A 21,949-nucleotide genomic window follows, 5' to 3' on the forward strand; every position below is an offset into this window, starting at 1 on the left:
GCCGCTTGGGATTGTCGTTGAACTGCTGGGAGTCGCGACCCTCCAGAAGGCCGACACTGAATCGCCCCGCTCGCGGCACACATTTCGACAGCGATCACCCCGATCCGCGTTTGAGCGGCATGGCACCTCACCTCTGCCACGCCATCCACAGCACATCTGAGCCAGCCGAACAGCATCCGCCACAGCGTCTTCTCCCGCACATGGACCTCGCGGCGGGCGATGAGCCGGTCGATCGCGGTGCGCGATTGTCGACCTCGATCGCGCCGAAGAAGTTGATGTTGGCGCTGTGCGCGACGGTTTGAAGTAGCGGCGCAGGTTCTCGGCCTTGCGATGCCGCGACTTGGCCATCAGTTCCAGCAGGCTGGCCCCGGACTCCCCGAGGTGCGTCAGGCCGGAATGGCGGAGTTCGTGCAGATCCCAGCCGGTTCCAACCGCACCAGCGTCTGCATCCGCACCGTGACCCCGAAGGGTGCGACGCCGTCGACGAAGCGCAGTTGCGGCCGGGCGACCAGGCCGCCGATCAATCGACCTTCGACGCGGGCGCTGAGCACGAGGCTGCGCGAATAGATCTTTGCCTCAGGGCCATTGGCGGCGATCATCGTGCTCAGCGCATCGGGAAGGTCCGGCACCAGCGTGGAGCTGAGCTGGTCGCGCGTCCACGCCTCGGCGAGTGCCGGGCCGATCCGCCCGAGCGGGGTGTTGGCAACATCGACCGATTTGGCCCACCCGCGGTAGTGCTGCTGAATGTCCTTGGCCGTCGCGTACCCGATCTCGACGGTCTGCTTCCCCAGTGTTGTCCCCATTGCCGAATTGTGGCGCAGGGCACTGACATTCGGGGTCGATCTGGAGTCACCGACACCGGCACGGCCGTTTGTCGAGCGCACCAGGCTCCGCACTGTCGCCGAAATGCGTGCTGAGAGTGTGTCTTTCAACACCGGAGGTTCGCGATGAGTAGTTGGTACGGTTGATCTAGGCTGGCCCCAACGAAGGCTCGAGGCCGGAATGAGGGGGCGAGCGGTGTTCGAGGTCAGATGCGCACCATCGCCACCGCGTTCTACGACCTCGGTACGGCCTGCGCGGGCGCCGCCCGCGACATGGAATACCCGCTGACCGAGATCAAGACGATCTTCCAGCACTACGTCGCAGCCCCGGTCACCGTCGCCGACGATTGGAGCATCACCGGGGTCGAAGACTGGAATTCCGAAGCAGGCACACAGCTCTCGCGCCTGGCCGGGCTCGTCTCGACGCTCGCGACAGCCGACGCCCAGTGGGGCGCGAAGATCGCCGAGGCCAACGAACAGCTTCAGCTGCCCGAGTCGAGCGACATCCTCTTCCAAGCTCCCAACAAGGGTCTGCCTCAACCACCTGACGGATGGAGCGACGACCCCGTCAAGAGAATGGCCCAGGAAATCGCCTACGGTCACGCCTGGGAAAAGCACTACGACGACTTCAAGGGGATGACCCAGGACCAACTTGCAGACAAGGTCTATCGGATCATCCAAGGCCCGGATATGGAGCGGCTGGGCAAGGACTACAAAGGTGATCCGGTCATGATGAGCTACGACGGGTTCATCGTCATCATCGATCCCAGCACCGACGATCATGGCACCGTCTACCGACCGAAGGACCCACTGGGTGAGTTCATCCGCCTCACCGGCCAGACCACTGATCCCTCACTGGGTCCTCCCCGGGGTTCTGGCGGGACCGGGGGAACCCCACCAGGGAAACCTGGTGGTAGTCGATGACTACGACATCAGGAGAAGGCACCGTTGGAATTTGATATGTCGATGCTGACGCCCAGGGAACACGACTTCGTGGACGCCGCACTGGCCAGCTGGACCGGAGTATCGACCAATGCACCGATCCCAGTGCGGGCGTTGGGTTTTCCTAACCGTGACCGGTTCGATGATGAGGCCGAAAGGCTTCGGCGTGCGGTCCGCGAGCGTGCGACGCTGACCGAGGTCGAGACCGCGAGAGTGCTTTTTCTCAGCGAACTGGCTTTCGGCAGCGACCTGTTCGGCGCGGGTGTGGAGTTCCAGCTGGTCAGCCCGATGCGTGACGCAGAAGCAGTCACGATCCTGCGTTCGCTGCAACGGAAGCTTTTCACCCGCGCCGGAGCCAAGGCGCTGTTCGAGCCCGAGCTGTACGCACCCGAGTAGGTCCCAAAGCGGCGGCACGAGACCCGCAGACGCCGGCAGGGACTGGTGAGGCCGCCTATCCATGTGTCGCGGATTCGCGTCCCGGAGGGGGCCTGCCTGAACCAGCACCCGGACTGACGGAGGCCGTTGAACAGGGGGTTCCGGGAGAATCGGCCGAAAATCGGGCGGATATGCCGCGGCAGTCGGTCTACCTCTACCGAGTGGCGTGCTCCCCGCAGTCTCGCTCGGCGACAGGCTAAGCGAGCCCGAAGCATTCGAGATCTCCAGGTCGACGCTCCCCTACCCGGGGGTAGCCGACACCTCGACCGAGACCGCGCCCGTAACCAGCAGCTGCGGCATATCCGCCCGATTTTCGGCCGATGCTGCGCTGAAGGCGGCCAACTGGACGCCTTCTTATCGTCGCGTCATGCCCGACGGGCATGTCCGAACATGGCTGCGCCGCTTGCGAATTCGAGGGCGCCGGTATGTACATTTTCTACCTGATGTCGGATGACCTCGCTTGCGGCACGGACGCGCCGACGCGCCCTCAGCGCGGGGACGTCACGATGCGCCGTGCGGCCTCGACGGCGGCCTGTCTGAACTGCGCGAGCCGCTTGCTGGACCACGGGTCTGTCGTGTCGTGGGTTCTGATCGCCTCCGAGGCCGTGAACCAGGCGGCCGCGAGTCCGAGGAGCAGCGCAAGGAGGTCGGCCGGAGCGAAGGTGTCCTCGACGCGCTCGTCTCGCTGCGCGGCCGTGAGCGCTTTCAGCTTCGCGCCGTAGGACTCGGCCTCGAAGGCCGCGACGGCGGTCGGGCGCTCGAGTTGGGCCCAGAGAACGAGGCGGACCACCTCAGGGTGCTCGATGACGTAGTCGAAGAGCCGGCCGACGTAGCCAGGAAGATCGTCAGGATCGAATGGCACCTCCTGCATGAGCGGCCCGCAGCTCGTGTCCAGGACGGTGTCGAAGAGTTGGTCCTTGCTTCCGAAGTAGGCGTAGATCAGCTGCTTGTTCGCCCGGGCGGCGGCCGCTATCCGGTCGACTCGCGCCCCGGCGATTCCATGTGCCGCGAACTCCTCGGTCGCGGCGTCCAGGAGGCGTTCCTTGGTCGCCGCCGAGTCGCGTGCTGCTACAGCCATGCGTAAATCATACAACTAGTTAGTTGACACGGGTTATGCAGGGTGCAACGATCTAACCATCTGGTTGGTTAGATAAGGAGCATCGCCATGAGCAAACTGTCGGATCTCCGATTCCTCTTTCGAGTGGTGGCCGGCCTCGAGCTGATCTACGCGCTCGTCGCCGTCCTCACCCCGCCCGGCCAGGTCGAGAACGTGACCGGCTGGGTGCTGACCGCGGACGGGCAGTGGCTGACCAAGCTGCTCGGCCTCGCCCTCTTCACGCAGGCCTGGGTTGCCTGGGTCCTACGCAACGACCCGCACCTAGGGGTCGCGAAGGGCCTCGCCTTCTACCAGATCGCGAGCGCGACCGCCGACTGGGTCATGTGGCTCTGGCTCGCCGACGACGGGATCTTCTCCAACGGCAGCGCGATCGTCGTCGCCGCGATCACGACCCATTACGCCCTGGGCCTCCTGCTCGTACGAGCGATCCGCAAGGCATCGGCCGCCACTGCACGCACGCTCGCACCGGCGGCCGAAGCCGCCTGACATGATGCAGCTTCGGACGGAGATCAGCGCCCGCAGAGCGCGTCCGGCGGGCGCTGACCGACAGCGAAACGTCGCGCAGCGGCTCCCGTCGAACCGAGTCGCGTCCACAGCAACGGCAGCTAGCATTTCTCGCGAAAAGGATTGGGCCATGCGGATATTGAGGACGCCTGAGGAGCGGTTCGCGGGGCTACCCGGCTTCCCGTTCGAACCGCACTACGTCGAGGTGGCGGCCGGTGACGGGACCCTGCTGCGGGTGCACTACCTGGACGAAGGCCCCCCGATGGCGAAGTTGTCCTGCTGCTGCACGGCGAACCGTCCTGGTAGCTATGACCGGTGTTCGTCGGCCAGCGCGGCAAAGTGTTGATGGCGCGGCGACGGGGAGGCTTGAGGGAGCCCGCATTCGCGCACGAACTCCCCTCGGACTCGGCCCGACTCGAACGGGCTGCCACCCCCTACGAACTGCGGGCGCATTCATCCGGAGCCAGTGCGCCTTGGGCGAGGACAACGGAGACCATAGCCACGTTGTCGTCGTCACCGAAGGCCCGCACCGCGACGTTGGCTACTTTCATGTGAACGAACTGCTGGACGGCGCCTCTACCGATGACTGAATTCGCGGGATCGTGTTGCCGTGCGAACCTGCTCGACAGCACTCCGTTTTCCGAAGCCGCCCACACCCTGAACCTCACGAAATTCGACGGGTCGGCGGACTTTCTGGCCGATCGCGCGTAACACCTCCGCCAGCCACACCAGGTGGTTTCCGATCGCTTGATCTGGATCGGCCAGTAGATCCGTCAGATGCTGCCACGACCACGAGAGTTGCCCCACAGTCAGCTCGGCTGGTGTGCGGTTGACGTCGTACAACGCATCCTGCGGAATCGACCAGAAGTAGTCCTCGTCCAGGCGAACGGTGTCGCCGTCTGCGACAGCTTCGAGATGGTTCAGGAGCAAGTCGACGGCCCTGCGCAACTCGGTCAGGGATACCTCGAGTTGCCATTCGGCCAGGCGAATCATCATGTCCGGGATCAAGCGAATGCCCTGAATCGGCATTGCGACTCGTCGCTGAAGTCAGGTCCGGACGGGTACGCAGCCGAGCTCGAGTGGCCGGTCGGGAGGCTCGGGTGTCTACGGGCTTCCTGACCAGTCGGCCGCGCAGGCGGGCGCGCGTTGGCGCAACGTCCGCGCGGCCGTGGCCTCGACGAGCAGGGCTACTACCGCACGGCGTGCTCGCGTCGCGCGGTGTCGGCGTGCCGGGGCAGCGGGATGTCGAAATGCACCGTTTGGAATCCCTCGCCGGGGGTGCGCGCGTCGTGCACCAGTCGGGCGCAGCTCTGCCAGAATTCGAGGGCCCCGGGTGTGCGGGCGTCGGTGTGCAGGTAGAGGTCGTCGAATTCCGGTGTGGTGTCGACGTATTCGACTGCCATCGCTACCAGTCGGCGGGCCAGGCCGCGCCGCTGGTGCTCGGGCCGGACGTAGACCCGGAACAACTGGGCGGTGCGTGGGTCTGGATAGCGCTCGGTAAGCCAGCGCGGGTGTGGTGGGCGCGGTCCCTGGGCGCGGATAGCCGTGGTGGCCACGATGTGTCCGGCGTGTTCGGCCACCCAGAGCCGGTTGAGCGGGTGACGCAGGTAGGCCGACTCGGGATCGATTACGTCGTCGTGGTATTCGGGCAGGTAGCCGATGCCGAAGACGTGGTAGAAGGTGTCGAGCATGACGCTGCGGGCGCCGGCCAGGTCGGCGGGCCCGGCCACGCGCAGCACGTAGTCCGCGCTCATCGCTGACCACCCAGGGCGCGGTCGAGAATCTCGAGACCTTCCACGGCGACCGGCCCCGGACCCGTGTAACCGAAGGGCAGCGCGATGATGCGGTTGTCCCGGACCGCGCGCAGTCCGGCGAATTCCGGGCGCGCCTTCAGAGCCGCGGTGGCCGACTCGGGGGTCTGGGTTCCCTGGGTGAGGAGGATGATCACTTCGGGATCGCGTTGGATCAGCGTCTCGGTGTTGGCGTCGAATTGGCGCTTGGCCACATCGCCGAAGATGTTGTCCAAGCCGAGCATTCGCATCTGGGTGGCGACCGTGCTGGTGCTGCCGTAGGCGCTGACCTTGGCACCGTCGCGGGAGATGATCAGGGCGGCAGCGGGTTTCGCCGGGGCGCCGGTCGGTTGGTGCTTGGCGGCGACGGCGGCCACTCGGCCGCGCAGCTCGGTGGTGGACGCGGTGGCGGCGTCGGCGGTGCCGAACAGCTTGCCGTAGAGCTCGATGTCGGCGAACACGTCGTCGAAAGTGCCCGCGGCATCGCGGCAGTAGCCGCGGGTGACCAGCAGTGGGATGTTCACCTTCGCCAGGTCGTCGGGGGTGACCGCGGCGCCCTCGTAGCTCACCACCAGGTCAGGCGCTCGGTTGATGATCTCCTCGCGGGCGAGTTCGCCGGTGGGGGCGACGATTTCGATGTTCTTCAGCGCGTCGGCGTACTGCCCGGGGAGGGGGGCGGTCTCGAAGGTGCGGGTGACGATGCGGTCCGCGGCGCCTGCGGCGGCGATGAGGGGGGCGGCGACCGAGCCGACGGTGACGACTCGGCGCGGTGGCGCGGTGAAGGTGACGTCGCGGCCGCAGCTCGAGATGGTCAGCGGGAAGCCGTCGGCGGCCGGGGTGGTAGCGGGCGCGGGGTCCCCGCAGCCGGTGAGGACAGCGGCGGTGAGCAGGGCGACCGGAAGCGCGGCGCGGCGGTGGCGCAGGAGGCGGGTGGGCAAGGGTGTTCCTTTCGAAGGGGAAATCAGTTGGGGGACTGCCGGAATCGTCGGATGAGCACAAGCAGCAGCGGGGCGCCGACCACGGCGGTGACGATGCCCAAGGGCAGCTCGCGCGGCGCGAAGGCGGTGCGGGCCACCACGTCGGCGATCACCAGGAACAGCGCGCCGAGCAGCGCCGAGACCGGTAGGAGCTGCCGGTGCGCCGAGCCGACGCACAGTCGCGCGACATGCGGCACGATCAGGCCGACGAACCCGATCGCCCCGGCGACCGCGACCACAGCCCCGATGGCGAGGGCGACGATGCCGAGCACGAGCATCCGGAACCGGACCGGCGACATGCCGAGTGCGCGTGCGGTGTCGTCACCGGCGGCGAGCACATCGAGGCGGGGGGCCAGCAGCACCAGCGTGGCGACGGTGGCGAGGGTGGCGATGGTCGTCGTCCCCACGCTCGGCCAGGCAGCTGAGCCGAGCGAGCCGAGCAGCCAGAACAGCACCGTGCGGGCGCCCTCCTGGTTGTCGGAGGCGAAGATCAGGAAGCTGGTGGCGGCGGAGAACAGGTATCCGATGGTGACGCCGCCGAGCAGCAGCCGCAGCGAGGTCATCGCGCCGTTGATGCGGGCGACCGCGAACAGCAGTGCCGTGGCTCCCAGCGCACCGGCGAACGCGCTGGCGGCCAGGGCGCCGGCCGCGACGGAGACCCCGAACAGCAGCGAAACCGCGGCACCCGTGGAGGCGCCCGAGGTGACGCCGAGGATGTGCGGGTCGGCCAGCACATTGCGCACCAGCGTCTGCAAGACCGCGCCGCTGACGGCCAGCGCGGCGCCGACGAGTGCGCCGAGCAGGACTCGTGGCACACGGACCAACCACACGATGGCGTCCTGCGCCGTTGTCCAGTCCGCGGTCGCGGGGAACCCAACGGTGTGGTGCCCGACGATGCGCGCGACCGTCACGGGCGGAACCGACACCGGTCCCATGCCGGTGGCCAGGACCAGCACGAGTAGCAGCAGGCCGGTGAGACCACCGACCCAGAGCAGGGTGTGCGCGCGGTGGCGGTCGTGGTCGAGATCGTCGACGCTCATTCCTGCGCCTTGCTGACGCTCGGCTCCAGCATGCGCGATGCGCGCAGGCGACACGGTTCGCTCTTTCCGCTCACTCATGCCCGCGCCTCGCTGACGCCCGACTCCAGCATGCGCGAAGCGCACAGGCACACGATCCGCTCACTCATCGCAGCGCCACCTTCTCCTCGGTGCCCGCGCGCGGACCGAACAGCAGCTGCGGCGCGCCGAACGCGTCGGCCCGCTGCACGGCGACGCCGTACACGGGTTCGAGGATCTCTGGAGTGAGCACCTCGTCCACCGTGCCCGCCGCGCGGACCTGTCCCTGGTTCAGCAGGACAAGGCGATCGCAGTAGCGGGCGGCCAGGTTCAGATCGTGCAGGACCACGATCGTTGTCGTGCCGGGCAACTCGCGGACCAGGCCGAGGAGTTCGTGCTGGTAGCCGATGTCGAGATGGTTGGTTGGCTCATCGAGCAGCAGGTGGTCGGCTTGCTGGGCGAGGGCGCGGGCGATCAGCACCCGCTGGCGTTCTCCGCCGGACAGGTGCGCGAACGGCCGCTCCGCCAGATGCCGGGCGCCGACTCGTTCCAGCGCGGCCGCCGCGGTGATCCGGTCCGTGCGCGAAATGCCTTGCACCGCACCGGCCCACGGTGCGCGGCCGAGCAGGACCGATTCCGTGACGGTCATGGGGGTGTCCGCGGACGATTCCTGAGTGACCACCGCGAGCCGCTCCGCCAGCGCCCGGCCCCGCAGGCCTGTGACGGGGACGTCGTCGACGGTGACCACACCGGAGGTCGGACGCAGCGCCCGGTAGATCAACCGCAGCAGCGTGGACTTGCCCGAACCGTTGGGACCGATGAGCCCGACGATGTCACCGGGTTCGGCGACGAGACCGACGCCGTCGAGTACGACCGCGCCGCTGTAGGCGAATCCGATGTCGCGCACGGTGATCATCGGCTCGCCGCCTCGGCGAACAGCCGGGAGATGCCCTCGGGTGGACCGGGGCGCCACGAGCGGTGTACGTCCACCGACACCGCGAACTGCGCACAGATCCGCTGTGCCGCGACCGTTTTCGCCGCCGCCTGGGGGTCGCGCTCGTCGAGCAGGATGCCGGTGGTCGTTCCGCTGTGCGCGACGACCACGCCGAGGGCGCCGATGCGTTCGGCGGCGGCGATGGTGGCTTCCAGGTGCGGACGCTCACGCAGCGGTGCGCTCAGGCGGGCGCTGCGCGTGGACACCGCGCCGATGGTGGCGGCATCACCCCGCGCGACGGCCTCGGTGAGTGTGGCGAGCAGCGAACTGTATTCGCGGGCGACGACGGGCGGCACGGCAGGCCGGTTCCGGTCGAAGGCGACCGTGTCGACACAGCCGCCCTCGTCACCGGTGACGACGGTCAGCGGCGGCAGCGCGCCGAGTGCGGCCAGCAGGCGGACCTCGCGATGGTAGTAGGCCACGGCTCCCGGATACATGATGCCGTCGGAGGGTTCGATGCCGCGCAAGACGGCCTCGATCTCGGTGGCGGCCAGTGTCCTGCCCTCCGCGTCGGCGACGGCGCGTGCGGTCGCGACCAAGTCGGCGGTGGAGCTGGCCAGGCCCTTGCCCTCGGGCAGGTCGCCGAGCACGGTGAGCACGCCGCCGCGCAGCGCCGCGGATCCGGCGAGCACGGCGGCCGCGACAGCACGCGACTTGGTCTTGTGGGCGGGCACGACGGTCACGTCGTCGCGGCTGGGGTCGGGTTCGAACACGGCCACCGAGCCGCGGGTGATCGGCAGGGTGACCAGGAAATCGCGCCCGTTCTCGGCGGTGACGCCCTGGAGGAGTTCACCACAGCTGCCGAAGGCTGCGCCGACGCCGACGCGGATCGGGACGCTCATCATGCCTCCCCGCCACGGGCCTGGCGGGCGACCACGTGCAGTCGGTCGCCGTCGAGACGGTCGCCGAGTGTTCCGTCACCGGGCCACGCCGGTGTGGTCAGCGGGCCCGGTTGGTCGAACAGGGCCAGCACCTCGAATCCGGCACTGTCGAGCAAGTGACGCAGTTCTTGCGGGAAGAGCAGCCGCCATGCGGTGTGCTGCGCGACAGGCTCCGCGCAGCCCGGCCAGGTCCAGACCCGTTCCCGGCGCAGCAGCTGGGCGGGCAGGTCGACGGTGAGGCGGGTGCGCGAGGTGTAGGTCAGGCCCTCCCATTCGATGTGCCGCTGCGGCTGGTCGTCGAGAAGTTCGCGACGGCCTCGGTCGGTCAGCAGGAAGGCGCCGTTGCGCATCTCGAGGACGAGCAGGCCGCCCGGCCGCAGGCAGGCGGCGAAACGGTGCAGTGCGGTGAGCACGTCGGCGGTGTCGTGCAGGTGCAGCAGGGTGCTGCCAAGGCAGGTGAGCACGTCCACCGGGGCCGGAGTGTCGAGGGTGCGCAGGTCGCCGACCACGAATTCGACGGCGGGGCAACGGGTCCGGGCGTAGCGGACCATCTGTTCGGACAGGTCGACGCCGCGCACCCGAAAGCCGAGTTCGGCCAAGCGGGCGGCGTCGCGGCCGGTGCCCGAGCCCGCGTCGAGCAGGCTGAGTCGCGGGCCGGCGCCGAAGCGGTCCACCAGGTCGGCGACGAATCGCGCGTTGTCCGCCCCCGTGCCGGGGAAGGTGCGCTCGTAGAGAGCGGGATTGTCGGTGAGCAGGTTCTCGCTGAAGCGGACCGGGCCTGCGGGGGTCATCGGTTGCCTTTCGCGGGGCGCAGCGACTGCGCCGGGGAGGTCGATACTTCGGGGCCGGGCAGGAGCCGCGCGCGGTGCAAGGCCAAGACCGCTGCGGCCGAGCCGAATCCGAGCCCGGCGCACACCAGCGCGGGCGGCCACCCCAGCGGCCCGCCGCCGTGGTCGACAACCGCGCCGACCAGCGCACCGGCGGCCAACGTGAGCAGGCCCGAAGCCAAATAGAAAGCGCCGTAATAAGTTCCGGTGAGGGTGGGGCCGGAGAAGCGTGGGATGGCCTCGTTCACGAACGGCTGCGCCACCGTCACCCCCAGTGCCAGCACCACAGCGCCGAGCAGAACGGGAGCGATGCGCACGGCGACCTCGGCGACGCCGGTCCCGGCGGGGGGATCGGCTGCTGCCGCCAGAGGTACCGGCAGGAATGCCGCGCCGAGCAAGGCCATTCCGGCGGCCATCATCGGGCCGCGCTCGCCGCGGCGGCCCAGCACTCTGGTCACCGGAACCTGCAAGACCACCACCGCGACGGTCTCCACGACGAAGAGGGCGGCGACGGCGGCCGGACCCGCGGCGGCCCCGGCCAGGTCGCGTGCTTGCAGGGTGAACAGCAAGTACAGCTGGCTCTGCAGCACGAACAATCCGGCCAGCGCCAGCGAGAACGCCCAGAACCGGCGGTCGGTGAACACGGTGGCGAAATCCGCGCGCAAGGTGGTGCCGCTCGGCGGTACGGGCCGGTTCGGCAGCAGCAGCAGCTGCGCCACGGTCAATCCGGCGAACACCGCCGCCGCCGTGAGTGCGGTGATCTGGAAACCCACTCCCACCAGCACGGTCCCGATCACCGGACCGAGCGCGCACCCGGCATTGCCGAACACGTTGAACCAGGCGAAGGCCTGCGCCGCGCGGTCCTCGCTGTCACGGGCGATGTAGGCGCGCACGGCCGGGTTGAACAGGGCGCCGGCGAATCCGGTGAGCACCGAGCCGGCCAGCACCACCGGCAGCGACCCGCCGATCGCGAACAGCACGAAACCGATCGCGCGGATGCCAGCGCCCACGATGATCACCCCGCGCGCGCCGAGCCGGTCCGCGGCCGACCCACCGACCAGGAACAAGCCTTGCTGGCTGAGATTGCGTACGCCGAGGACGATGCCGACGACCGTCACCGACAGCGCCAAATCCGTGCGCAGGTAGTCGGCCAGAAACGGCACGAGCATGAAGAACCCGATATTGCCCAGGCACTGATTGGCCAGCAGCAACCGCACCGAACGCGGGAGACTCCGCAGCTCCGTCAAGGCGCTCACCGCGCGGTCACCGCGGTGGTGACGCCGAGACCAGGTCCAGCCGGTGTGCTCAGGACGCCGTCGGCTGCTCCGAGGCCGGTCCACGGGTCCTCGGCCAGCAGCAGGTGCCCGTCGAGGTCGACCCAGCGTGCGGCGCCGAGCAGATGCACCGCCGGGGCGATGCCGAGCGAGCTGGCGGCCTGGCAGCCGAGCATCACGTCCAGGCCGCGGCCGCGGGCGTGGCCGACCATGGCGAGCGCGGCATCGAGCCCGCCGCATTCGGCGAGTTTGATGTTGATGCCGCCGATCCCGTCCGGTAGCCGGTCCAGGTCGGCGATGGTGCCCGCGTCCTCGTCGGCGATCACCGGCATCGGCGCGCGGGCGGCGACCTCGGCCAGCCACGCGGGCCGACCGGCGGGCACCGGCTGCTCGACGGCGGCGATATCGAGCTCGGCCAATGTCCGCAGCACCGTCACCGCGGTAGTGGCGTCCCAGGCGCCGTTGGGATCGAGCAGCAGGGTCGCCGACGGGGCGACGGCACGCACCGCGCGGACGCGGGCGATGTCGTCGGCCGGGTCGGGCGCGCCGAGTTTCATCTTCACGACGGAGAACCCGGCAGCGGTCAGTTCGGCGGTGCGGTCACCGGCCTCGGCGACGCTCGTCAGGCCGATCGTGCAGGCGGTCGGTACCCGAACACGATGAGGCAGACCGAGATACGCGGCAACGGACACGCCTGCGCGGCGGGCCAGCAGGTCGTGCACCGCGCTGTCGACGGCGCAGACCACCGGCAGCGGGAAGGCGGCGCGCAGGCCGGGCAGGTTCGCGCGAAGTTGTTCGGGCGCACCGCAGGCCTCGACCCGGGCGGCCAGTTCGGTGAGCGCGGTGGTGATGCGGGCGGTGTCGAGTCCCAGCCGGGGGCTGGTGACGACTTCACCCCAGCCGTGGTCTTCCCCGTCGCTCAGGCGCACCCACACCGCGTCGCGTCCGGACATGCTCGCGCGGGAGATGCGAAGGGGGCGAGCGAGTTCCAGCCGGGCGGTCTGCCAGGTGATCCTCATGCTCCCACCTGCTCACGACGGGGATCACGCACCACCGCGCACCGAGCCCAGCCGTGGACCTCGGCGGCATCCGGGGCGGCGAGCTCGTCCGGTTCGGTGGCCGGTACGGCGGTGAGACCGTGCCGGTGGCACCAGTCGTCGTCGTAGATCGAGCGCAGGTAGCGGTGCGGTCCGTCCGGAAACACCGTGAGGACGCGGGAATCGGGTTCGCGCCGAGCCAGCCAGTCCGCGACCAGGGCGGCCGCCCCGGTGCTCCAGCCACCGGCGATGCCGGTCCGTGCGGCGAGCTCGCGGCAGCAGGCCACCGCTTCGGCCGCACCGACCCAGTGCACCTCGTCGAAGTCGTCGTAGGCCACATTGCGCGGCAGGATGCTGCTGCCGAGGCCGCGCATCAGGCGCGGCCGGTCGGGCTGGCCGAAGATCCGCGACCCGGTCGCGTCCACGCCGACGACCCGCAGATCCGGCCAGCGGGTGCGCAGGACCCGGGTCAGGCCCGCGCAGTGCCCGCCCGACCCGATCGCGGCGACCAGGACGTCGGCTCGGTCGACTTGGTCCAGTATCTCCTGGCCCATGGCGGTGTATCCGGCCGCGTTGTCGGGGTTGTCGTACTGGTCGGGCCAGTAGGCGCCCGGTGTCGCGGCAACGAGGGCGGCGAGCCGGTCGAGGCGGGCCTGCTGCCATCCACCGTCGGGGTGTGGTTCGGTGACGATGTCGAGTCCGACGCCGAAGGCGGTGAACAGGGAGCGCATCTCCGGTTCGAGACCGGCGTCGACCACGAGGGTCACCGGATGGCCGAGCGCTTTGCCCGCCAGGGCGAGGCCAAGTCCCAGTGTGCCGCTGGTGGATTCGATCACCGGCGCACCGGCCGCGAGCTCGCCGCGGGCGCGGGCGGCGGTCAGCATGGAGACCGCGGCGCGTGCTTTCATTCCCGCGATGCTCGCCGCCTCCAGTTTGGCCAGATAGTGGGTGGCGCCGGCCGGGACCGGGATCACGGGAGTACCGCCGACCAATGCCAGCAGATCCGGTTGGGGTTTCACTCGTCCACCCCGCCGCGGTAGTGGAACAGAGTGCTCGGTCCGCCGTCGAGAGAGAAGAACGGATACGGCTCGGCCGACACGGCGTACACACCGGCGCCGAGGAACCACGGCAGCACCGCACTGCCGCTCTGGGCGTAGGCGACGAGCGGGAGCGAGCGGTCCCGAGCCTCGGCCGCCAAAGCGTCGAAGGAACCGTTGCCCAAGGTCATCCCGGTCACCAGCATGGCGTCGTAGTCGCGGTCGACTCCGTCGAGGTCGCGATGCACCGGTTCGCCCCACTCGGTGGTGCCGCCAGCGAAATCGCAAGGGATATAAGTTATTCCGCGCTCACGCAGCGCGGCGAGCAGCGATCCGACCACGCCGACGACCAGCACGCGGCGGGTGCGGTCGGGCAGCAGCGCCACCACCGCCCGCGCCCGCTGCCGCGATTTCGTCAGGCTGTCGCCGGGCTCGATCGTCACCGCACGGGCCATCGTGCCGACTGCCGCCGGATGCGGGCGCAGGTGCATCAGATAGGCGTCCAAGGCGGCGATGCGCACCGGGAGCAGCGGGTGCCGCAGGAGATCGGCCACGCGGACGCCGACACAGTCGTCGAGCAGTTCGTCGTTGTCGGCGGTGGGCTCGACACTGCACGAGCCGACCGAGGCTCCGGTGCGCAGGCCGAGCACGGCATTGCGGTAGCCGCTGCGGCTGCCTCGGTGGCGGGTGTCGTATCGGGTGAGGAAGGCGTTGGAGATCGTGAGGGTCGCGGGGTCGGGGCCGAGGCGTCCGTCCGCGGCCCGGGTCAGGAGTTCGGCGACCGAATGCGGGGCGGTGGTCTGCACGGGACTCATGGAGCGACCTCGACCGACAGTTTTTCGATGAGTGACTGAGCAAGATCGCCTGCGGCGTCAGCCGATTCGACGGCAACCATGACGTGGCCGAGATAGTTGTTGTTGTTCGTCGCGGCCTGCACGGTCGCGCCGGGTTCGGCGAGCGTGTGCTCGACGATCCGCGGGTCGAGCGGCCAGTCCTGCGCACCCGTCAGCGCGGTCAAGGTGCCTGCCTCCTGTGGCACCACGAAAGCGATGGCGGCACTGCCGATTCCGGTGGGCCGCACCGTCAGATCGGGCGTCTGCCCCGCGGCGACCTGCGCGTGGACGGCTGCCAGATCGATGCCGGTGACCCGGCGGACGAGTTCGGTGATGCGGTTGCCCGCCGGGCGCGGGTTCACCTCGATCAAACGCGGACCTTGCGCGGTGAGCATGATCTCGATGTGGGCGACGGTGTCGTCGAGACCGAGCGCGGAGATCGCGGCGCGGGCCGTGCCGGTGAGGGCGTCGTGTTCGGCGAAGGAGAGCGCGGCGGGGAACATGTGTCCCGCCTCGATGAACGCCGGGGCGCCGGTGAGCCGTTTGTCGGTGACCCCGACCACCGTGGTGATGCCGCGGGCGGTCACCGTCTCGACACTGAATTCCGGTCCGTGCAGGAGCTTTTCGACGAGTACCTGAGGTGAGCGCTCCTGGCCGCGGGCATTGCGCGGGAATCCGCCGAGCGCGTCCAGCGCCTCGCGCAGTTGGGCGTCGTCCTCGGCGCGGGTCACGAACATGCCGCCGCACAAGTCGACCGGTTTGACCACCACCGGGTATCCGATGCCCCGCGCCGCCTCGACGGCCTCCTCGGCGCCCGTCACCACCGCGAACGCCGGACCCGGAACGCCCGCGGCTCCGCACAGTTCCCGGGTGCGGTGCTTCTGGCAGGCCGCGGCGACCGCGTCGCGGCCGGGGCCGGGCAGGCCCAAGTCGGCGGCGATCGCCGCCACGGTGGGCAGGTAGTAGTCGCAGGACGACAGCACCCCGTCGAAGCCGAGCACCTCGTGCAGGCGCCGCACGTACGGCAGCAGCGTGTCCTCGTCGTTGGTCTCGGCGGTGAGTACATTGGCCGCGCCGAGCAGCGGATGGGTACCCGGCTTCCCGCGCAGGTAATGCCCCAGATCGCGAGTCAGGAAGCTGAACGTGTGCCCGCTGTCCCCGATTCCGGCCGGCAGCAGTGTGCTCATCGATCCGACCCAGCTCTCCACCATCAGCAGGTGTCCCAACAGAAGCCTCCAAACCTCGCGCAGACGCTAATGATAACCATTATCCTTAGATAGACGACAAGCCAGCGGCGCGACGCCCTTGCGGCACAGCGCGTTTCGTTGACCGATTTGCGCTAACGATAATCATTATCAATAGTAATACGGCCGACGCACCGCTCGGCACTGTTCGACAACAAGGAACATCTCCATGCTGATGAGGACCCTGGCTCTGCCCGCGCTGGCTCTGGCCGCGCTGACCACCGCCACCGCCACCGCGCACGCCACACCGGAATCGCCGGTGTCCTTCACCGCGCACGCCACCGACACCGCCTCGATCATCGAGATCGATTCCGGTGCATTGGCGGTCGAGGACGGAGCGCTGAAGGTGAAGTCGCCGAGTGGGACCGTGATCGCCGCGACCCCGCTGACCTTCGGCATCGATGAATTCCAGTTCCCGATCCGCGCCGACATCGACGGCCGCACCGCGACCCTCACCCCGGAACTGTCCATGGACAAGGCCGTCTACAAGCCGGTCGCGCTGCCCTTCGAGGACAAGGCCCCTTGGAAGAACGAATACGACAGGGAGAAGGACGCCTGGTCCCGGATGACCAGCACCATCAGCATGGGCGCGAGCATCGGCACCCTGGTCGGCGGCCTCGGCGGCGGCGCCGTCGGCTGCGTGCTCGGCGGGATCGTCGGGGCTACGGTCGCCTCGGCCACCATCGTCGGCCTCTTCGGGCCCTTCATCCCCGCCGCCGCCGTCGGCTGCATCGGCGGCATCCTCGCCGTCGGCGCCCTCGGAACTCTCGCCGGGCAGATCTTCGTGACCGCCCCGGTCGCCATCGGCGCGGCCATCCAGTACTTCACCACCATCAACGCACCGTTCACCCCACCCGCGAAGTGACTGTCCCCGGGTGGCTGGTCACACGACCGGCCACCCGGTCGGCCTTGTGCTGCAGCGACATTCGTGAGCCCGAACCGGGCGAAACCATCGATCTCGTCGACCGCGACGGTTCGGGCGAATACATCGCACCGGCCGATCGCGTGCTCCTGGTCACCCTGCCGTAATTCGGGAACCACGGCTCATTCGCCACCGACTACCTGTCCGTGATAGAGGGTGTCTGCCGGTGACGGCTACGGGAGCGCGGCTGCGATTGGTACGGGGTGCGGCCATCGCGGTCGCGGCAGGAGCGGTCGTCGTGGCGGTGGTCTCGGCGGGGCAGATGCCTTATCTGGCAGCCGGGACCGCCTATCCGGGGCTGACGCAAGCCCTGCTGTACGGCGGGCTGCGCACACTCGCGATGGTCGCAGGCGCGGTGGCGCTCGGGGGACTGGTGTACGTGTTGTGCTGCACCGGGCCCGAGGACACGGGACGAGTGGACGTCGCGGGGTTCGCCGGGTTACGGGTGGTGGAGCGCGCGGCGCTGGTGTGGGCGGTGACCGCGGTGGCGCTTGTCCCGGTGTCGGCGGCGGATATCACCGGACTGTCGACCGGCGACGCGCTCAGCGGAGGCGCGCTACCGACACTGATCGACGCCGGAGAGAAGCCCAAGGCCTGGATCGTGGCCGCGGTGTGTGCGGCTGTGGTGGCGGCGCTGGCGCGGTGGACGTTGTCGTGGACCGGTGCGGTCGCGCCGGTGGTGCCCGCGGGAATCGCGGTTCTGGCACCGGTCCTCGTCGGCAATGCCGGTGAGGGGCCGGGACACGACTACGCGACCGGTGCGGTGGTGCTGTTCCAGCTGGCGATCTCGGTGCCGGTGGGCCTGCTGTGGTGTGCGCACGCGCGCGCGGGCCGATGGGGTGGGGACCCGTCGGTGGTATTCGGCCGGGTGCGCGTCCTGACCGGGATCTGCGGGGTCGTCGCGATGCTCTCGGGACTCCTGCTGGTATCGCTGCTCGCGCCTCCCGCGACGCTGCCGTCGACCGGGTACGGGCGGATCGTGCTGGTGGGGACTGCACTTCTGGCCGTGGCGGTGGTGGTGGCATGGCGGACGCCGGGGAACACGATCGCGGGGGCGGCAGCGATCCTGGCGGTGACGCTGTTCGGACTGGCCGGGATGCGGCCCGCGCCGGTGTTCGAGGGCCGGAGCTTCACCGCGCACGAAGCGTTGATCGGATTCGATGTGACCGCGCCACCGTCGGCGTGGCAGCTGCTGACATTCTGGCGGTTCGACATCGTGCTCGGCACCGCCGCCGTGGCGGGGGCGTTGATCTACGGCGCCGGTGTGGTGCGGCTGCGCCGCCGCGGCGACGGGTGGTCGCGGTGGCGGCTGCTGTCGTGGCTGAGCGGCTGCGCCGTGTTGCTGGCGGCGACCTCCTCGGGGGTCGGGGCCTACGGCTACGCGCTGTTCAGCTTGCACATGATCACACACATGGCGCTGAACATGGTGGTACCGGTGTTGCTCGTGCTCGGCGCACCGGTCACGCTGCTGATGCGCGCGCTGCCGCCCGCCGGGCGCGGCGCGCTGCCAGGGCTGCGCGAGGGGGTGCTGGCTGTGCTGCACACCCGGCTGACCGCGGTGCTCGCCCATCCAGGGTTTTCCATCCCGGCGTTCGTGGTGTCGCTGTACGGGCTCTACTTCACCCCGGTCTTCGAGAACCTGATCCGGTTCCACTGGGGACATCTGCTGATGAACGTGCACTTCCTGCTGATCGGTTACCTGTTCTACTGGGCGATCATCGGCATCGACCCGGGCCCGCGGCGGCTGCCGCATCTCGGGCGGCTCGGAATGCTGTTCGCGATCATGCCGTTCCACGCGTTCTTCGGGGTGGCGGTGATGTCGATGACCACCGTCGTCGGGGCGCGGTTCTATGCCAACCTGCAGCTGCCCTGGGGGATCGATCTGCTCGCCGACCAGCGCGTCGGCGGCGGCATCGCCTGGGTCGCCGGTGAGGTGCCGGCGCTGATCGTGGTGGGCGCGCTGCTGTCGCAGTGGCTCGCGGCCGACCGGCGCACCGCGGTCCGCACCGACCGCAAGGACGACACCTACGGCGATTCCGATCTGGACGCCTACAACGCCATGCTCGCCGAACTGGCGCGGACGCGCCGGTGATGTTCAGCCGCCCGGCCGCACCCGCCGCAACCGCAAGCTGTTGGTGACCACGAAGAACGAGGAGAACGCCATCGCCGCACCCGCGATGAGCGGGTTCAGCCAGCCAAGTGCGGCGACCGGGATGGCGACGACGTTGTAGCCGAACGCCCAGGCCAGATTGCCGCGGATGGTGCGCAGCGTCGCATGGGCGAGTTCGACGGCGTCCGGGACGGTGGACAGGTCGGTCCGGACCAGGATGACATCGGCCGCGGCGATCGCCACATCGGTGCCCGCGCCGATGGCCAAGCCGAGGTCGGCGCAGGCCAGCGCGGCCCCGTCGTTGATGCCGTCACCGACCATCGCGACGCGGTGCCCGTCGGACTGCCACCGCCGGATCTGGGTGACTTTGTCCTCGGGCAGCAGGTCGGCGTGGATGTCGGTGATGCCGATTTCACCGGCCACCGCGCGGGCCGCGTGCTCGTTGTCGCCGGTGAGCACGGCCGTGCGCAGGCCGAGCCGGTGCAGCCGCGCGACGGCACCCGCCGCCGACTCCTTGACTGTGTCGGCCACCGCGATCACCGCGCACACCTGCCCGTCGACGGCCACCAGCACGGTGGTGCGGCCGCGGCGCGCGTGCCCGGCGGCTCGCTCGGTCAGGTCGGCGGGGACGGTGAGGCCCCGATCGGTCATCAGGCGAGCGCGGCCGATCAGTACTTCCCGCTCCCCCACTCGGCCGCGGGCACCGAGTCCGGCCAGCGCCTCGAAATCGGAGACCGGCTCGAGATCGACCACGCCGCGGGCGTGTTCGGTGATCGCCGCGGCCACGGCGTGTTCGGAGGCGGCCTCCACCGAACCCGCCAGGCGGAGAGTCTCGGCGGGATCTGGGGCGTCGACGGCGACGACGCGCATGCGGCCCTCGGTGAGCGTGCCGGTCTTGTCGAAGACGACGAGATCGACGTCGCGGGTCGCCTCGAACGCCTGGTGGCCTTTGACGAAGATGCCCAGTTGCGCGCCGCGGCCGGAGGCCACCATGAGGGCGGTGGGGATGGCCAAGCCCAGCGCGCACGGGCACGCGATGACCAGCACCGCGATCGCGGCGGACCCGGCGCTGTCGAGGCTGTCCCGCAGCAGCAGGTGCGCGGCGAACGTAGCCGCGGCCAGCGCGAAAACCACTGGAACGAAGACCGCCGAGACCCGGTCGGCGACTCGCTGCATCCGCGCCTTGCCCTGCTGGGCCTGCTCGACCAGCCGGATCATGCCCGACAGCGCGGTGTCGGCGCCGACGGCCCGCGCCTCGACGACGAGGCGGCCGGTCAGCGCCACAGTGCCGCCGAGCACTTCGGCACCGGCGCCTACCTGGACGGGCAGCGACTCGCCGGTCATGGCCGCAGTGTCGACGCCGGAGCTGCCCTCGACCACGACGCCGTCGGCGGCGATCGTCTCGCCGGGGCGCACCACGAACCGCTGTCCCGTCCCCAGTTCGGCGGTCGGGACGGTGATCTCGCGGCCGTCGCGGGTCAGCACGGTGACCTCGTGCGCGGCCAGCGCCGCGAGCGCGGCCAACGCGTCGCCAGCGGTGCGGCGGGCGCGAGCCTCGAAGTAGCGGCCGGCCAAGACGAAGGCGGTGATACCGGCCGCGGCTTCCAGGTAGATCGAGTCGGCCGACCAGATCGCGGCCCACACACCGTCCGGGGTGGTGTCGCGGGACGGGGCGAGATACATCGTCTGTAGTGACCACGCCGTGGCGGTCAGGACACCGACCGAGACGAGGGTATCCATGCTCGCTCCGCCGTGGCGCGCGTTGATCAGCGCCCGCCGGTGCAGCGGGGCGGCCGACCACAGCACCACCGGCAATGCCAGCGCGGTCAGCAGCAGCTGCCAGCCCGGAAACCGGGTACCGGGCAGCACGGCGAACATCACCGACAGGTCGGCCAGCGGGAAGAAGGCGATCAGGGCGACCACGAGCCTCCGCCGGATGTCGGCGACTTCGGCGTCGCCGGAGATGGACCGGGCGAACGCCGGGCGGTCCGGCGCGGCCGGCTCGGCGGTGTAACCGGCGGCGGTGACCTCCGCGCACAGGGTGTCGGACGAGATGTCGGCGGCGGCGTCGACGTGGGCGATGCCGGTCGCGTAGTTGACGGTCGCGGTCACCCCGTCGAGTCGGTTCAGCCGACGCTCCACCCGGGTCGAGCAGGCGGCGCACGTCATGCCACCGACCGCGAGCCGGACGCGTCGGGTCTCGGGGGCGGTCGCGAGTTCAGTGGACACGGCGGCGGACCTCCGCGCGGGGCAGGACTGCGGGCAGCGGTGGACGGCAGTACGGCACGTCCACTGAGTCGGACACACGGCGCCGCTGGTTCCCGCCGGTCGGGGTGATCCCGGATACACCGGGACCGGATGCGAGAATCACCGGCGTGGAATGCGCGCTCGCCCGGGAAGCGCTGTCGGCACGGCTCGACGGCGAGCAGGAGCCGGTCGCGGGGGCCGACCTCGACGCGCACCTCGCTCGGTGCGCCACCTGCCGGTCGTGGTTCGCGGCGGCGGGTGAGCTGGCCCGGCGGACGCGGGTGCGGGCAGCTCCGCTGATTCCCGACCTGACCGACCAGATCCTCGCCGCGAGCCCAGCGCCCGAGCGTGGCAGAACCCGAGGGCTGGGCCGGGTGCTGCTGGCCGCGACCGGTGTCGCGCAGCTGGTGGTCGCGGTGGCACAGGCGGCGGGCATCGATTTCGGCATGACGGCGGCGCACGGTGCACACGCCGCGGCGATGTCGACACACCTGCTCAACGAGAGCACCGCGTGGACGGCGGCACTCGGCGTCGGCTTCCTCGTCGCTGCGCTCCGGCCCCGGGCCGCCGCCGCGCTGGCCCCGGTCGCGGGGGTCTTCGTGATGGTGCTCGGCTGCTATGTGCTCGCCGACTGGGCGGCCGAGCGGGTCACCCCGGCACGGCTGGCCTCGCATTCCCTGGTCGTCCTCGGCGCGGTGTTGCTGTCGTGGACGGCGTGGGACGAACGTGGCGAGGGACGGCGACGCGGGCCGGTCGTCGGTACCGACTCCGCCGGGTCCGACGAGTCGCCGGGGACTGTTGGTCCCGCTGCTTCGGCGCGCGGGTCCGCCGCCTGAGTGGTCCGCGCCCGGCGAGGTCACCGCGCCGAGGCATGGCCTACCGGCCGACGTTGCCGGTGTAAG

Annotated in this window: 21 protein-coding genes; 6 read left to right on the forward strand and 15 right to left on the reverse strand. The window is 69.9% G+C overall.

What is annotated here, in order from left to right; genetic code table 11:
• Positions 1-386: 386 nt before the first annotated feature.
• Positions 387-932: a hypothetical protein gene (locus T333_RS17995; protein WP_496425154.1), complete on the reverse strand. Its 546-nt coding sequence runs from the start codon at positions 930-932 to the stop codon at positions 387-389.
• A gap of 99 nt (positions 933-1,031) precedes the next feature.
• Between T333_RS17995 and T333_RS18000 the strand changes: the two genes are divergently transcribed.
• Together T333_RS18000 and T333_RS18005 are read left to right on the forward strand one after the other, a co-directional pair.
• Positions 1,032-1,745: a hypothetical protein gene (locus tag T333_RS18000; protein ID WP_496425155.1), complete on the forward strand. Its 714-nt coding sequence runs from the start codon at positions 1,032-1,034 to the stop codon at positions 1,743-1,745.
• 36 nt (positions 1,746-1,781) lie between these two features.
• A complete protein-coding gene (locus tag T333_RS18005) occupies positions 1,782-2,159 on the forward strand; it encodes a hypothetical protein (protein ID WP_496425156.1) in 378 nt (125 codons plus the stop codon).
• Between the two features lie 526 nt (positions 2,160-2,685).
• Here T333_RS18005 and T333_RS18010 read toward each other — a convergent pair.
• The gene (locus tag T333_RS18010; protein ID WP_496425157.1) at positions 2,686-3,276 is read right to left on the reverse strand and encodes a TetR/AcrR family transcriptional regulator; all 591 of its coding nucleotides are present in this window, start codon (positions 3,274-3,276) and stop codon (positions 2,686-2,688) included.
• An 87-nt stretch (positions 3,277-3,363) separates the two neighbouring features.
• On the opposite strand from T333_RS18010, the gene T333_RS18015 reads away from it, so the two are divergent.
• Positions 3,364-3,801: a hypothetical protein gene (locus T333_RS18015; protein WP_496425158.1), complete on the forward strand. Its 438-nt coding sequence runs from the start codon at positions 3,364-3,366 to the stop codon at positions 3,799-3,801.
• Between the two features lie 594 nt (positions 3,802-4,395).
• Here T333_RS18015 and T333_RS18020 read toward each other — a convergent pair.
• The 12 genes from T333_RS18020 to T333_RS18075 form a co-directional block, all read right to left on the reverse strand.
• Entirely contained in the window at positions 4,396-4,848 is a 453-nt protein-coding gene (locus T333_RS18020; protein WP_496425159.1) for a hypothetical protein, read from the reverse strand.
• Positions 4,849-5,009: 161 nt separating this feature from the next.
• On the reverse strand, positions 5,010-5,573 hold the full coding sequence (locus T333_RS18025; RefSeq protein ID WP_496425160.1) for a GNAT family N-acetyltransferase: 564 nt from the start codon (positions 5,571-5,573) through the stop codon (positions 5,010-5,012).
• Positions 5,570-6,547 carry an ABC transporter substrate-binding protein gene (locus T333_RS18030; protein ID WP_496425161.1) on the reverse strand — a complete coding sequence of 326 codons (978 nt, stop codon included), beginning with the start codon at positions 6,545-6,547 and terminating at the stop codon, positions 5,570-5,572. Before T333_RS18030 ends, T333_RS18025 begins: the two co-directional genes overlap by 4 nt.
• 23 nt (positions 6,548-6,570) lie before the next feature.
• Positions 6,571-7,626 carry a FecCD family ABC transporter permease gene (locus T333_RS18035; protein WP_496425162.1) on the reverse strand — a complete coding sequence of 352 codons (1,056 nt, stop codon included), beginning with the start codon at positions 7,624-7,626 and terminating at the stop codon, positions 6,571-6,573.
• A gap of 142 nt (positions 7,627-7,768) precedes the next feature.
• The gene (locus T333_RS18040; RefSeq protein ID WP_496425163.1) at positions 7,769-8,557 is read right to left on the reverse strand and encodes an ABC transporter ATP-binding protein; all 789 of its coding nucleotides are present in this window, start codon (positions 8,555-8,557) and stop codon (positions 7,769-7,771) included.
• The gene (locus T333_RS18045) at positions 8,554-9,477 is read right to left on the reverse strand and encodes a GHMP family kinase ATP-binding protein (protein ID WP_496425164.1); all 924 of its coding nucleotides are present in this window, start codon (positions 9,475-9,477) and stop codon (positions 8,554-8,556) included. Before T333_RS18045 ends, T333_RS18040 begins: the two co-directional genes overlap by 4 nt.
• Complete coding sequence (locus T333_RS18050; RefSeq protein WP_496425165.1) at positions 9,477-10,307, reverse strand: class I SAM-dependent methyltransferase; 831 nt, start codon at positions 10,305-10,307, stop codon at positions 9,477-9,479. Before T333_RS18050 ends, T333_RS18045 begins: the two co-directional genes overlap by 1 nt.
• Positions 10,304-11,599 (reverse strand): MFS transporter, encoded by a 1,296-nt coding sequence (locus T333_RS18055; RefSeq protein WP_496425166.1) that lies wholly within the window; start codon positions 11,597-11,599, stop codon positions 10,304-10,306. Before T333_RS18055 ends, T333_RS18050 begins: the two co-directional genes overlap by 4 nt.
• Positions 11,596-12,636, reverse strand: a complete 1,041-nt coding sequence (locus tag T333_RS18060; RefSeq protein ID WP_496425167.1) for a mandelate racemase/muconate lactonizing enzyme family protein — start codon at positions 12,634-12,636, stop codon at positions 11,596-11,598. The genes T333_RS18055 and T333_RS18060 overlap by 4 nt, the downstream gene beginning before the upstream one ends.
• Positions 12,633-13,673 (reverse strand): PLP-dependent cysteine synthase family protein, encoded by a 1,041-nt coding sequence (locus tag T333_RS18065; RefSeq protein ID WP_496425168.1) that lies wholly within the window; start codon positions 13,671-13,673, stop codon positions 12,633-12,635. The genes T333_RS18060 and T333_RS18065 overlap by 4 nt, the downstream gene beginning before the upstream one ends.
• Positions 13,670-14,506, reverse strand: a complete 837-nt coding sequence (locus tag T333_RS18070; protein ID WP_496425169.1) for a hypothetical protein — start codon at positions 14,504-14,506, stop codon at positions 13,670-13,672. Before T333_RS18070 ends, T333_RS18065 begins: the two co-directional genes overlap by 4 nt.
• Positions 14,503-15,711, reverse strand: coding sequence for an ATP-grasp domain-containing protein (locus tag T333_RS18075; protein ID WP_496425170.1), 1,209 nt, complete (start codon positions 15,709-15,711; stop codon positions 14,503-14,505). The genes T333_RS18070 and T333_RS18075 overlap by 4 nt, the downstream gene beginning before the upstream one ends.
• Before the next feature lie 226 nt (positions 15,712-15,937).
• Between T333_RS18075 and T333_RS18080 the strand changes: the two genes are divergently transcribed.
• Together T333_RS18080 and T333_RS18085 are read left to right on the forward strand one after the other, a co-directional pair.
• Positions 15,938-16,633 carry a DUF8020 domain-containing protein gene (locus T333_RS18080; RefSeq protein WP_496425171.1) on the forward strand — a complete coding sequence of 232 codons (696 nt, stop codon included), beginning with the start codon at positions 15,938-15,940 and terminating at the stop codon, positions 16,631-16,633.
• Positions 16,634-16,856: 223 nt separating this feature from the next.
• Positions 16,857-18,782, forward strand: a complete 1,926-nt coding sequence (locus tag T333_RS18085; protein WP_496425172.1) for a cytochrome c oxidase assembly protein — start codon at positions 16,857-16,859, stop codon at positions 18,780-18,782.
• 3 nt (positions 18,783-18,785) lie between these two features.
• Here T333_RS18085 and T333_RS18090 read toward each other — a convergent pair whose 3' ends face one another.
• Entirely contained in the window at positions 18,786-20,969 is a 2,184-nt protein-coding gene (locus T333_RS18090) for a heavy metal translocating P-type ATPase (RefSeq protein ID WP_496425323.1), read from the reverse strand.
• Positions 20,970-21,175: 206 nt separating this feature from the next.
• Here T333_RS18090 and T333_RS18095 point away from each other — a divergent pair, with 206 nt between their 5' ends.
• Positions 21,176-21,883: a zf-HC2 domain-containing protein gene (locus tag T333_RS18095; protein WP_496425173.1), complete on the forward strand. Its 708-nt coding sequence runs from the start codon at positions 21,176-21,178 to the stop codon at positions 21,881-21,883.
• The last annotated feature ends 66 nt before the right edge of the window (positions 21,884-21,949 follow it).

It is taken from the genome of Nocardia sp. CNS-044 (assembly GCF_059570515.1).